We start from the raw sequence: 12999 nt of genomic DNA, 5'->3' as shown, positions 1-12999 counted from the left end.
GGGATCAAATGTGCATATTTGATGTACATTATCAAATCAATGATAGGAAATATACGAAATCATATTTACTTGCATTGGTGGAAGATGGGTTTCAGTTGCGAAAAAATATCCAACATGTTCTGTTCAAAGAGCACCAACAAGAAATTACGATCCTTTCTACAGATTTAGAAGAATTAGATTTAGTAGCTTCATAATGAATGAAACCTCTTAGATGTACAGAATATTTCTATTTAACGATATAGAAAGATAAAACAATACAGGAGGATTTCTTATGAAACCAATTAAGCATATGCGAAGTAAACGCGGTTTTTATATCGGTCGAGTTCCTCATACAACACATACACCTTCAACAAATAAGCGTACAGAAGAATGGGCGGGAAGAATGGGAAAAAGCATGATTTTCTCTTCTCTCTTGGTCACGCTAGACCCTTACAAAAAAGCGCGCAAATCATAATATTCATGGGAGGACATTCTTTCACTGAATATCCTCCCCACTTAAAAGGAGGAAGCAAGATGGGAAAACAAGCGTATCAAAATCGTCAAGAATGCTGGGAAACGTTCTGGAAAGAACAAGTCATGGTAAATGGTGAATTAGATATTGAGCAAGTGAAGCAAGAACTCTTCAACTATAAAACACTCTTAGATCAAATTAACAAACCTCAAAACGGGATCATGCAACCTCAAATCTTGATCCAATTAGCCGCAGAAGAACGAACACAAAAGCATCGTGAAAAACTAGTAGCCCTTGCATAAGGCCATTTCAAGGATAGAAAGGAAGTGAAGAAGTGGCGCACAGCAAGCTCGACAAAGAAATTGAAAACTTCATAGAAAAGAACTGGAAAATGCTCTTAGGTATAGGAGCTGTTGCATTTGTCTGGTTTTCTAAAGAAAAAATCCTCACAGAATTGATGAAGCTGGTGCCAACTGTAGTCGGTGTGTTTCGTGGGATTGCTTTATTGATCCTGTTGGGAATTGTCATACGGATTGTCTTACATGGCATCTATTTATATCTAGAAAAGAAGCGGTATCGATACGTATTATTCATTCCGCACATAGATGATGAAGTCACACCAGATAAACTAGGGCAAATGATTCGGCATGTACATGGTTCGGGCCGAAAGCCTTTAGAACGCCTGTTAAAAGGGCGCGATTGGTACCGCATGACGATGTATCGTCCAGAGGGAGAAAACGAGCGTGTTCGCTTTTATGTAGGTGGTCCAGAAGATAAAATCAAACAGGTTGTGCAAGCTATACAAAGCGCCTATACCCACAGTGAAATTTATACCGTCCCAAAGGAAGAAATGCCATTTCCAACAAGGAAAGCGGTAGGAGGACGGATGGTATTAAAGAGAAAGCGGCTAGATGCCACGTTATCACTAGCACGCTATACACGTGATGTATTACCGATGTTAGGAAGTGCAATGGAAGAAAAGACATGGGTTGATGTTGCTTTTACACCAGATAACGGGTATCAGCTGACAAAAGGGATTCGAAAAGCAGAAAAGGCCATTCGAAAGAAGAAAAAGCATGGGCTAGATGCCTTTGAAAAAGAAGAAATTCGCGCATTGAATAAACGTTTTGCAAAAAATGAAGTGGCATTTCAAGTATCTGTTTCATTTGCAAGTGACTATTATCCTGGTGTACCTGTTATTAAGAATTTAGGGCATATGGTAGCAAGTATTATGGCAGATGTGAATGAGTTGAGATACAGAAGGTTTAGACGTAGTATGCCAGCTGTACCACATCCCGTATACGGGAAAATGATATGGACGGGATCAGAGCTATTAAACTTGTTCCATCTACCTAACGTAACAGGGGATAAAAACAGCAAGACAGAGCGCAACATCTTGTATCTAGATAAAGGGGAAAACATGATACCAAATGATTTATTGGCCGAAGGCATTTCAATTGGCCATGTGATGCATCCCTATATCAAGGATCGATTAGTAAAAATTCGAGAAGACTTTTTCAAGAATCATGGTTACATTACGGGAAAAGTTGGGTCTGGTAAAAGCACCATTGCCATGAGGTTAATGCAAAGTGTCATTGATAAATGGCTAGAAAATCCGAATGAAGCAGGTGGATTATCTCTATTTGATCCAACCGAAGATTTGGCATATGTAGCAATGAATCGCCTATTGAAAGCGGAAAAGGATGGGAAACAGGTGGATTGGAGTAAGGTTCATTTTATCCGTTTTCGAAACACAGATCACCCGCCAGCTTTGAATTTGTTTCATCGGTTTCCAAATGAAGATATCCAAACAGTGGTTGAATCCATTATGGAAATGATTAAGTTAATGATTCAAGGGCAAGCACAACAAACAGAACGATTACTAAGGGCAATTATCGGGACGTTACTTTGTGATAAGAGTCAAATTCATACGATTTTAAGTATCCCACTCTTCATAAGTGATGAACTATTTCGAGCAAATGTAATTGCCAATTTACAAGGGCCAGAACAAAAATATTACTCTCACTTTTGGAAATATGAAGTAGGAAGCGCATTAGAAGACAGCACACAGGCGATTTTAAACCGATTAGATATCTTCCGTAATACGTTGTATTTAAAGCGTATGTACGGGCAAACAGGCTTTTCCTTAGAAATTCGAAAGTGGATGGATGAGGGGCACCTTATCTTTTATGATTTAGCGGGTATGGGAAAAGAAGATACATTGCTTACAGTCGGTTATATTTGTAATCAATATCACCGTATCGCCCAACAGCGGCCGCATGGTTCAAAACTACATTTAGGAGTTATAGATGAAGCACATGACGTGCCAGTACCCGTTCTTCCGAAAATTATTGCGAAGGATCGGAAGCATGGATTTGGATTATGGGTGATTACACAGCAAGTTTCGGGACAGTTAGACAGAGAGCTAACAGACATGTTAACAGAGGCGGGCGGAAATTACTTTGTATGTAGGCAAGGTCATAATTCCGCGAAAACGCTAGAGGGCATTATGCAAAAGCAATTCCGTACAGAGTATTTGCAAAACCTTCCTAACTTAGTTGTAGCCATACAAACACAAGATTATATCAGAGGTGAAGCAAAAAATGTATGGTGTACCATACGTGTTCCACCATTAGACCGCTATCTACCAAATGGAAAAGCGGCTAATTACAAAAACGAAAAAGAAATTCATGCATCAAATGAATGGACCAGAGCAAAGATTCATTCTTTAGAGCGACAAAATGGAAAAGCCGGATTAGAAATCGACAAGGAAATTGATGAGTTTCTATATGGAAAAGGCAAGTATCAGCAAGCCGAAAAAGTCAATTTAACCAAAGAAGAACCTGTTGTGACATCGGGGCTAGATGAATTAGAAGAAAAAGCACCCTCCAATGAAGAAGTGAAAGAACCTGTTTCCGAAACAAAGCAAGTTGAACCCGCACATCAAGCGCAAATTATCCCATTTCGAAAACAAGCTACCGAAGCGGTAAAAGTGAAAGAAGAAAAACAAGAAGTAAAACAGCCAAAAACACAAACAAAAGAATCAGAAATAGAACTTCCAGAAGAAACGCCGATCATCGAACCATCAAAAAGTGAGGATGAAATGGAGGCAGTTATGAAAGGAGAAAAAAGCATTTTCGATATGTGGGAAAAGGAGTAGAGACTATGTGCAGTATGTTGTTATTGGAAGAAGACCAAAACTTACTCATGGATATACACAATCACATCTATGTTGATATGGAGTATATAACAGAAAAAGTATATCCGAACCATAAGAAAAAATCAGTATACTACCGTTTGAATCGTTTGGTACAAGAAAAATATTTAAAAAATGAATTACTTCCCATACCTGTTTCAAGAAACCAGGTTCGTAAATCTGGAAGACCGCAAAACGTATATACGCTTGCGGCAAAGGGAGTAGAAACAGTTTGTGGATTAAGAGGGAGTGTACATTGGAAAAGTAGTTGGTCCCAACGTTCGGCATCCTTTGTGTATCACAGTTTAATGTTAGCAAAGATTGAATGTGCCATGACATTAGTATCGAAGAGAGAAGAAAGATTGGAACTAAAGGAATGGATTAACGAACCGCGGGCCACATTCCAATATGCAAAAGGAAAAAATCGCGTCATACGCCCAGACGGGGTTGCGGTAATTGGATTAAAAGAAGCAATTGATAAAAACATTGGTGTATTCATGGAAATGGAACGTTCTTACGGATCAAAAGAAGTATTAGAAAAAAAGATCATCCGTTATAACGATTTCATGACGCAAGAAGGAAAAAAGGCAGACTATCGGACACATGCTGGTATGGGATATGAAATACCGATATGGCGCCTGGTATTTGTTGCAGGTAGTGAAAGTAGGGAAAAAGAATTGATTCGCTACTTAAAAGGGGTAAGCAGTCCAGAAATTCCAGTTTATATCACACTGTTTCAAGATATATTGCAAGACCCATTCGGGAATATTTATCGGAATATTCAAAATTCGAATAAGAAAGTGAGGTTCTAAGAATGTGTTTCGGTTTATTTTATCGATAAGTGCCAGTGTTTTTCTGTTAATTGTCTTTTCAGATTGGTTATTTGAAAGAGTACCAGGATCAAGAGAAGCCTGGGAAGTGGTGAAAAGTAAAGTGGTGGAAATTTACTATACGCAGGGATGGGAAGGCGTGTTACTTCTCTGTCTGGTGGTAGTAGGAATATGGAAGATGGCCGATAGTCGATCATAAGGGGGAGATAAACGATGTTTACACATAAAAACACTTATGAAAGAGGAAGTTTAGAAGAAACTGAAGTTCAATTTCTAACGGAAATCTATGAGGGAATGGGTTGTGAGGAAACACATGAGATTTGTTTATCTCAAACAGATGTATATATGCAGAAGTTTTATCTTATGGAAAAATCATTGAAATAGAGATCGGATTAAATACAGATGAATTGGAATGGAAGTGCGATGGGATAGAGCTTACAAAAGAAAAAGCAATGTTAGAAATTGAACGTGAAATCAGCTGTTATGACATGTTCCAACAAGCAAGGATAGACAAAGGGTGGATGTTTAAAGAAAAGGCAAACAAGTTTCTTACAGTTTTAAGAGAAAAGGAGAGTGCATGATGGACGAATTGGAAGGTTTAGAGTTTGTAAGGGCGTTTCGGGCTACAGATGGAGCGTCCTTTGAAGTGGGGAGGGATGAAGACAAACGGTATGTGGTTCATGCTCGATTTCCCTATATCACAGGCAGTCAAACGAAACTCAACAATTTTATCAATTATGCAAGAAATGGAATAAAAGATGAATCAACCGCAGTTGGTATGGCTTCATTCGCTTGTGATTGCTACGAACGATCTTTACGCCAGTACCGAAATTGAAGGGGGGATGAATATGTTTCAAAAGGTGAAACAGTGGTTTGCAAAAACATTTGAAAGTAAACAAGGGAAGGCAAGGAAAGCCACAAAGCTTCCTTCTTATAAAGGGCGCTTAATTGGAAAATGGGCCTTTTGGCTCCTGTTTAGTTGGATGCTAATTGTATCCATCACAACTGTAGTAAAAGGAAAGGGAGATACAACAGCAAAGGCCAGCACTACTCCAAAGGAAGTTACGCAAAAACAAAACCTTGCCTCACGTCCAGAAGCAATTGAATTTGCGCGCGGATTCGCAAAGGAATACTTTACATGGCAAAGAGGGGATGAAGGCAAGAAGAAGCGTTCAGAGCGCTTACATCCATATATACCGAAAACATTTGATCCGCAAGTTGGTTTAGATTTTGTAAGTATGCAATGGGATTCCAATTTTCTATACGCAACTTTATTAAAAGTAGATGAGGTTACAGATAAGGAAGCAAACGTAATTTTTAAAGTGAAATACAAATTAAGCCGCATGAAAGCAGATAATAGCGGGCCAGAGGATAAGGAGGTGATCCAGCAAGTGTCGGTTCCTGTTCAATCAGATGGAAAGGCTTTTGTCATTAGTGGATTCCCTCAAATTGTCAAGGTAAATGAAAAAGCAGAAGTACCAGAAGGAAAAGAAGAGAACGACCGAGAGGAAGTCCATGAACTCACTGTAAAAGAAGACATTCGGGAATTTCTACCCACTTTCTTTAAATCCTATACTACCGCAACACAAAAAGAACTCGCGTACGTGCTAGCTAATACGGATATTAAAGGGTTAGAAGGAGCCATGAAATTTGAAAATGTACTTTCCTCTAAGATTTATCCAGGAAAAACAAAAGACACGTATGAGGTACAAACAGAGGTATCTATGATTGATCCGCATTCTGAAACGAAAATGAAAACAAGTTACACGTTGTTTGTAAAACAAGATGGAAAGCAATGGGTTGTAAAAGACTTAAAAACAAAATAGGAGAGGGGCATGTATATGTTCAATATAAATCATTTTGTGTTAGGGATCGGGTTGGAAGGATTTTTCGAAATGATGAAGACACAAGGAACATACGCATTATATTGTGCGTTTATCATTGTTATCTTGATCGTAGCGGCAAAGCGTGCATGGGGAAAAGCGATCACGTTAATTGTTGGCGGCGGGATTGTTGTATTCTTCATTAACAAACCAGATGCATTAAAAACAATCGGAACGTGGTTAGGCGGATTGTTTGGCGTCTAAGTAAGGGATGGAAAGGAAGAGGGCTACATGAAGGAAAAAGAATCAAAATCTATCATTGTCTATTGTTTTGGAAGCTATATGAACTATATGCGAAGACAGTACGAAATTATGGGATATCGTCTTCCGCGTGCAGTTACATGGAGGGCACTTGGTTATTTTGCGGCGGTAGAAGCGGGGCTTGTAGCCTTCCGCTTCCTTCCTCCCTTTAAATGGATATTTGGGGATATGATCGATCAAGTTTGGCTCATGTATTATGGTGTGATTCCTCTTTTCTTAGTATGGGGCGCGGATAAATATAAAACAGATGGAAAATCACTTTTCTCTTTTGTTCGGTCCTGGGTCACATTTCGTTTACGGAAGCATCAAAGTAGTCGCTTGGTGAATGTACCCAAACTTAAAAAACATGTGTTTTATGGTCATGTATGTGTACAACATGACGTCAAAGATTTACCAATCGTACATTCATTCAGTGAAGAAGAGAACGACATACACGCTTATGATGTAACATTTTTACCCCAAAAGGAGGAAGTTGAATATGTTGAAAACAATGAACAGACCACCATTAAAGCACGTTGAAAAGAATTTAGCGTTTAGTACAGACGGAAAAGTATCCGCAGTGTATGAAGTAGACGGATTTGAATACGATCATCAAGACGAAAGTACAAAAAAAGTATATTATCGCAATCAACTCGCTCTATTTACCCATCAAGAATATGATATCCACTTGCTTGTGATTCCTCGTACAACAAATTCAGATGAAATTCTGGATGAACATATTTCCACTTTAAAAGGGCCAATGGCCCCAACAGGACGCTTTCTTTTTAAAAAGGTAAAAGAATACTTACGAAATGCGGCCATTGCGAAAGAGAACATGGAATATCGCTTTTTCGTTTTAGTACAACTGAATATGGAACAGAAAGAAAGACAAATTCGTAACCCTGTCGTAGAAACATGGAAGTTTATGAAGAAGATAAGAGAAGGATTTGCAGAGACAGCCCAAAACATATCGGGTATGAATGTGACGGATATTTTAGAAGAGGAAATTGAAAATTATTTAGAAGTAGAAGACGTGTTATTTAGCCAGGTTAGAGGGGCCTTTCATAATACAAGACGTGCGAAACCGTCAACAACGCGCTTTTTATTCCATCATAACTTCAAACGTGGCATGAAAGAACTGAATCGGGATCAAAACTGGAAAGTAGGTTCTACAGTTACCTTGAAAAATGAAGAAGGAAAGGCGGTAAAAGTACGTCGGCCAGATTTACAAGAAATGGTGCACTTAACGGATACGGTGATTGATGAAAGCCCAGGGCGCTCTCTGATACTCGAAAGACAAAATGAAGAAGGGGAAATGGAAACCTCTCATGTTGCTTTTCTTGCGGTGAAAGATATGCCCGAAATATCGGCTTTTCCTGGTGGAGAGTGGATTTATCGCATTCAATCTCATTCATTAAAGTTTCCTGTTGAAATGAGTATTCGAGCGTATCATTTAGAAAACCAGATGGTTACCCAAAAACTTTCGAACAGTGAACTGGAATTAAACGATCAACGCCAACAAGCAATGGTAGGTGGCCGCACAACAGATTTAACAATTGATCGTAAAGCAAGAGGCGTCAAAATTGTAAAAGATCGATTTGAAACAACGGGAGCACCTGGATATGAACTAAGTGTACTGTTTTGTGTATATGCAGAAGATGAGAAAACATTAAAATCACGCGTCAATACGCTGATTACAGAATATCGCAAAATGAAAATTGAATTGCTCAATCCATATGGAGAACAATTAGCATACTTCTACGAGTTCTTACCAGGTTCTAAACGTTATAATACGGATTTCAAATTGTTTGTGGAACCGGGCGTACTTGCACAAGGAATGTTCGGGGCCACAACACAAATTGGCGATAATCAAGGGTTTTACATTGGAAAGACAAAGAAATTGAATCGTCCTGTTTTTATTCGTCCCGAACTAGCGGCGAAAGCATTAGATAACATTGTGACAGCGTTTGAAAGTTTATCGGTTATGTTTGCGGGGCAAACAGGGAAAGGGAAATCGTTCTTAATGAACTTACTCGCTTTCTGGATTGTTATGAGTGGCGGAAGGGCATTTATCATCGATCCAAAAGGGGACCGCACACGATGGCCCGAATTATTGCCAGGGTTCAATGAGGATACCTTGCAAGTATGGACACTTGGGAAGAATAAAGAGGATGCGGGCTGTTTAGACCCATTCCGAATAAGTGCAACGATAGAAGATGCGAAGAGTTTAGCACTTGAAATTTTGACGTTCCTATCGGATGTAGGTTTAGAGGATATCAGATATGACTATTTATATAAAGCTATTGAACGAGTGGCGGAAAAAGAAGATGCATGTTTAACTTTGGTTCGTAAAGAGCTAGAGGAAATGAAAAAAGAACCTAACTTATTGCCAACTGAATTAGAACGGTTAAACGCTCTTACAAATCGTTTAGCAACCTTAGAAGGCATCCAGCTAGGAGATTTATTGTTTGGTAGACCAGGTCAAGATTACCGCGTATTAAGCCTAGAACGCCCATTACAAGTATTACAAATTCAACATTTACGCATTCCGAAATCAGAGGAAAAGAATGAAAGTGTTACAGACAAATTATCTCGTAGTATCTTAATTGCATTAGCGGCATTTGGTAAATCCTTAATGCATTCCGACCGTAGTATTTTCAAAGTATACCTACAAGATGAGGCATCAAGTATTTTGAAAAATAAAGAGGGTGCGGCGTCTTCTGACAAAATCATTCGAGAAGGACGTTATCACAATATCGGATTGTATTTAGGAACACAAAACGCATCCGATTATCAATCTGAAAACAAAGAGGTTGCCAATGTGGGTATGAAGTTCTGTTTTGCGCTGAAATATGATAAGGAAGCGGAAGAAATGTTGCGTTACTATAACTTACCGGTCACAGAAGAAAATATCTTAATGTTACGCCAGTTACGACGCGGCGAAGCCTTGTTCCAGGATATTTTTGGCCGAACCGCGGTTGTAGAAATTGATCCTGTTTTCCAAGAATTAAAGACTGCATTTGATTCCTCTACGAAAACAGACGAAGAACGCGCACAACAATTGGCGTAATTCGTATTACAATACAGATAAGAGTATTCTAAATTATCTGTATATGGAGGATGGAACGATGAAAAAATTTCGTATGTTATCTGGATTATGTGTAGCAGGAATGTTGATGGTAACGGGTGTTGCGGGTTGCTCAAATGAAACCAAAAGTAATGCGAATCAACAAGAGAGCCAGAAAGAACGTGATATGAAAGAATCAGATAAAGCCGCAGTTGCTTATTTAAAGGCTTATATTGAAATGGACCGAAAAAAATTAAATGAACTACAGTACAAAAAATATGATTTTGGAGAGGATCGAGTAAAAAATCCAGGCATTAGTAAAGAAATGAAAGAGCGCTACGATTTGTATAGATATGATTTACAAGAGGGGGAGGATGAATTTTATTACAGAATAAAATTTTATGATCCTGTAGAAAAGGCTCAAATGGGGTTATACCTCCGAATGGTTAAAGATAAAAAGGATAATAAGTGGAAAAATTATGAATGGGCATGGGATTCAACAAATAGTCTTAATTCAATTGTGGGAGATGTGAAACCTGTACATGTCCATAAATGGGGGCAAAAGGAATGAAAAAACTTTTCTCTATTTGTATGATTCTTGCATTCTTCTTACTACCGTTAGGGCCCTATGTGGCCCTAGCGGAAGATACAAAAACAGAAGAAAAACAGGAACAAAAAGGAGCGCGAATCTCTGAAAATCTATTTAGTGGGTACACAGATGGGATTTACAAAGATAAGTATTACGAAATCGACACATATCAACCAAAGGAAGAAGATAAGAACGTGTTTCAAAAAGTTGGTGGATACTTATTTGGTGATGATAGTGTGGGAAAAGACTTGCAAAGAATGTTGTATACAACATGTCAATGGCTTGCCAATATGGCGTTTCAGTTAAATGTAATTCTTGGCCAATTAACAATCTTTTTAGTCGATCAAGCATTGAATCTGGATATTGTAGATACAGTGGCGGATAAGTTAGGAGCGGCTATGCAAAATATTGCTGGTATTGGAAAAGGCGGTTTTTTATCTTCTGGACTATTCCCAGCAATTATCGGCATTGCATGTGTGTTATCGGCTTGTTATGCGGGCTATATCTTCTTTATTAAGCGCCAACCTTCCAAAGGTCTGAGTGAGTTGGTGAAAACAGTATTGGTTATTGCTTTTATTGTTACGTACATTGGAAATGCAGGTACGATTTTAAAGAGTGCAAATACGATTAGTTCTGAAATTAGTGTAACGGTGTTAGCGAAAGCAACAGGAACAGTTGCGGGTGATCCAGGACGTTCCAAAGCGGATGCAATATTTTCAGTGAAAAAGCAGATTTGGGATTTGTTAGTTGAACGACCATATCTATTTCTACAGTATGGGGAAGATTCAAAAGAAAAATTAGGAGCTAAACGAGTAGATGAATTATTGGCAAAAGCGCCAGGCGAAGATCGTATAAAAATAGTGCAAAAAGAGGTAAAGGATCAAGGCAACCAAATGATGGTCATTTCTTCTGTAGGAGAACGTCTTGTATTTACAGTCATGTATTATGTAGTGAATACATTCGCAGGTGTTCCAGTAATTGCGTTTTGTTTACTGATTGTAGCATTTCAATTATGGTTCCTTGTCATGAGTATTATCTCACCAATCGTCATGGCGGTAGCTTTATTGCCAGGACACCGCAGAGTCATTGAAAGCTGGGCTTCACAATGGATTAGACCATTGGCATTAAAAATCTTTATGTCTGTTATGCTGGTTATCATCTTTACGGTGGCAGAATTACTGTATGTATTACCAGAAGCGGGCGTTGCAGGATATGTGTCTACAATGATCTTCCAAATTCTTGTTTTCGTTCTTTGCTACCTGTTTAGAGGAAATATTGTTGCGGCCTTTAGTCGAGCACGTGGCGTGTATGAGACAGTCACAAATATATCTCTTATGACTGAAAACTTTGTAGATAAAGGAAAAGAGTACGCTGGAAATACAATGTCTTATATTGGAGACAAAATGGGAGCACATTTTAACAGCGCGGCTGAATTAGCGGCGGCAGGCGGCCAGTTAGAAAATGCAGGGACAGACGACGAAAAGGCAAAAGCAAACCCGTTAGTGCAAGCGAATATACCGAATGATTTACCAAATAATCAAACGGAACAAGAAAAAGAAGAGAATCAAAAGAAAGGAAACCTTATTTCCTTACAGGATCGTGATAAAGATGGGAATTTACCACAGCAGGAAGAGGAAGGGAAAGAACAAACGTCACCAGGTGAAGAAGAGGTACCAATGCAACAAGACCTTATCAGCTTAGATAAGGAAGCATTAGAACAAGAAATGGAAGGACAAGAAATGGAAGGACAACAAGAAGGAACAGAGGTAGAAGAATCAGAAATGGATGTTCAACCAGAGCTTGTATCTTTACAAGATGAGGAAATCCCTACAGGAGAAGAAATGCCAGCTGATATAGAGGCATATGAAGAAATTCAAACAGAAGTACCAGAACAAGAAGTACCACTAGAAGAAATTCCGACTGATATAGAAATACATGAAGATGTACAACAAGAAGTACCAGAACAAGAAGTACCATTAGAAGAGGTTTCAACTGATATGGAAGCATATGAAGAAATCCAAACAGAGGTACCAGAACAAGAAGTACCATTAGAAGAAGTTTCAAGCGATATGGAGGCATATGAAGAGATTCAAACAGAAGTACCAACACAAGAACTTCCATTAGAGGAAGTGTCACCAAATCATGAAACATTTGAAGAAATCCCATCCGATATCCCACAACAAGACATTCCAACAGAAGAAATTCCGATGGATATTTCAAGAGAAGAAATACAACCAGAACAGGAAACTTCAACAAATATTCCACAACAAGAAATTTCAACGCCAATTGAAACAGAGGCAAATGAACCTTTAATACCAGATACAATTCGTGCAGATGAAAATGAGGAAGGTGTCATTGTACCTCATACACCAGAAACAACAAGTGCAGATATTCCAGATGCTATTTCTGCAGAAGTGAATGAAGCGGGGGAAATTGTTGCAAAAAACCCTAATATAGATGTCGAGTCAACTATACAAGATACAAATTCATCCGACTCATTTATCCCAACGGAACCTATTTCTTCTGATTTGACACCAGTAAATGAGAAAGAAGTAAGCAAAAATGAGCCAATTCAAGAAAAAGCAGAGACAATCGATACGCCAGATATACAATATGGAGCTGTAGCCGCGGGAAGTGAAAACTGGATGCCTTCTACTGATCCGCAAAACTTAGATAACTTAGATGATTTGGAGACACCAAAAAAAGATGAGTAGAGTCCTAGTCTTTTAGGACTTTACTATTT

Annotated in this window: 13 protein-coding genes; all 13 read left to right on the top strand. The window is 38.7% G+C overall.

All coding sequences use genetic code 11. The annotated features are described in order from the left end of the window. The first annotated feature begins 8 nt into the window (after window positions 1–8). The 13 genes from MHH42_RS31865 to MHH42_RS31800 all read left to right on the top strand — a co-directional run bounded on the left by MHH42_RS31865 (window position 9) and on the right by MHH42_RS31800 (window position 12970). Complete coding sequence (locus MHH42_RS31865; RefSeq protein ID WP_000334852.1) at window positions 9–194, top strand: hypothetical protein; 186 nt, start codon at window positions 9–11, stop codon at window positions 192–194. A gap of 77 nt (window positions 195–271) precedes the next feature. Next, a complete protein-coding gene (locus tag MHH42_RS31860) occupies window positions 272–454 on the top strand; it encodes a hypothetical protein (protein WP_000802603.1) in 183 nt (60 codons plus the stop codon). 59 nt (window positions 455–513) lie between these two features. Then, on the top strand, window positions 514–753 hold the full coding sequence (locus MHH42_RS31855) for a hypothetical protein (RefSeq protein WP_000517902.1): 240 nt from the start codon (window positions 514–516) through the stop codon (window positions 751–753). Window positions 754–785: 32 nt separating this feature from the next. Then, the gene (locus tag MHH42_RS31850) at window positions 786–3611 is read left to right on the top strand and encodes an ATP-binding protein (RefSeq protein WP_340895724.1); all 2826 of its coding nucleotides are present in this window, start codon (window positions 786–788) and stop codon (window positions 3609–3611) included. A 5-nt stretch (window positions 3612–3616) separates the two neighbouring features. Beyond that, on the top strand, window positions 3617–4459 hold the full coding sequence (locus MHH42_RS31845; protein WP_340895723.1) for a replication-relaxation family protein: 843 nt from the start codon (window positions 3617–3619) through the stop codon (window positions 4457–4459). Between the two features lie 338 nt (window positions 4460–4797). Further along, window positions 4798–5058, top strand: coding sequence for a hypothetical protein (locus tag MHH42_RS31835; protein ID WP_340895721.1), 261 nt, complete (start codon window positions 4798–4800; stop codon window positions 5056–5058). Then, window positions 5055–5312 carry a hypothetical protein gene (locus tag MHH42_RS31830; RefSeq protein WP_340895719.1) on the top strand — a complete coding sequence of 86 codons (258 nt, stop codon included), beginning with the start codon at window positions 5055–5057 and terminating at the stop codon, window positions 5310–5312. The genes MHH42_RS31835 and MHH42_RS31830 overlap by 4 nt, the downstream gene beginning before the upstream one ends. A gap of 13 nt (window positions 5313–5325) precedes the next feature. Beyond that, window positions 5326–6303: a conjugal transfer protein gene (locus MHH42_RS31825; protein ID WP_340895717.1), complete on the top strand. Its 978-nt coding sequence runs from the start codon at window positions 5326–5328 to the stop codon at window positions 6301–6303. Between the two features lie 9 nt (window positions 6304–6312). Continuing rightward, window positions 6313–6564, top strand: a complete 252-nt coding sequence (locus MHH42_RS31820; RefSeq protein ID WP_000281809.1) for a TcpD family membrane protein — start codon at window positions 6313–6315, stop codon at window positions 6562–6564. A 27-nt stretch (window positions 6565–6591) separates the two neighbouring features. Next, window positions 6592–7140 carry a TcpE family conjugal transfer membrane protein gene (locus tag MHH42_RS31815; RefSeq protein ID WP_000659659.1) on the top strand — a complete coding sequence of 183 codons (549 nt, stop codon included), beginning with the start codon at window positions 6592–6594 and terminating at the stop codon, window positions 7138–7140. Beyond that, the gene (locus MHH42_RS31810; protein ID WP_340895712.1) at window positions 7100–9670 is read left to right on the top strand and encodes an ATP-binding protein; all 2571 of its coding nucleotides are present in this window, start codon (window positions 7100–7102) and stop codon (window positions 9668–9670) included. Before MHH42_RS31815 ends, MHH42_RS31810 begins: the two co-directional genes overlap by 41 nt. 58 nt (window positions 9671–9728) lie before the next feature. Then, window positions 9729–10238 carry a hypothetical protein gene (locus MHH42_RS31805; protein ID WP_340895710.1) on the top strand — a complete coding sequence of 170 codons (510 nt, stop codon included), beginning with the start codon at window positions 9729–9731 and terminating at the stop codon, window positions 10236–10238. Then, window positions 10235–12970, top strand: coding sequence for a CD3337/EF1877 family mobilome membrane protein (locus MHH42_RS31800; RefSeq protein WP_340895708.1), 2736 nt, complete (start codon window positions 10235–10237; stop codon window positions 12968–12970). Before MHH42_RS31805 ends, MHH42_RS31800 begins: the two co-directional genes overlap by 4 nt. Window positions 12971–12999: the final 29 nt, after the last annotated feature.

Source organism: Bacillus sp. FSL L8-0099, assembly GCF_038006385.1.
Lineage (GTDB): Bacteria > Bacillota > Bacilli > Bacillales > Bacillaceae_G > Bacillus_A > Bacillus_A toyonensis.
Note: the sequence above shows the minus strand (reverse complement) of the source record. Positions and strands in the feature narration are given on the sequence as shown.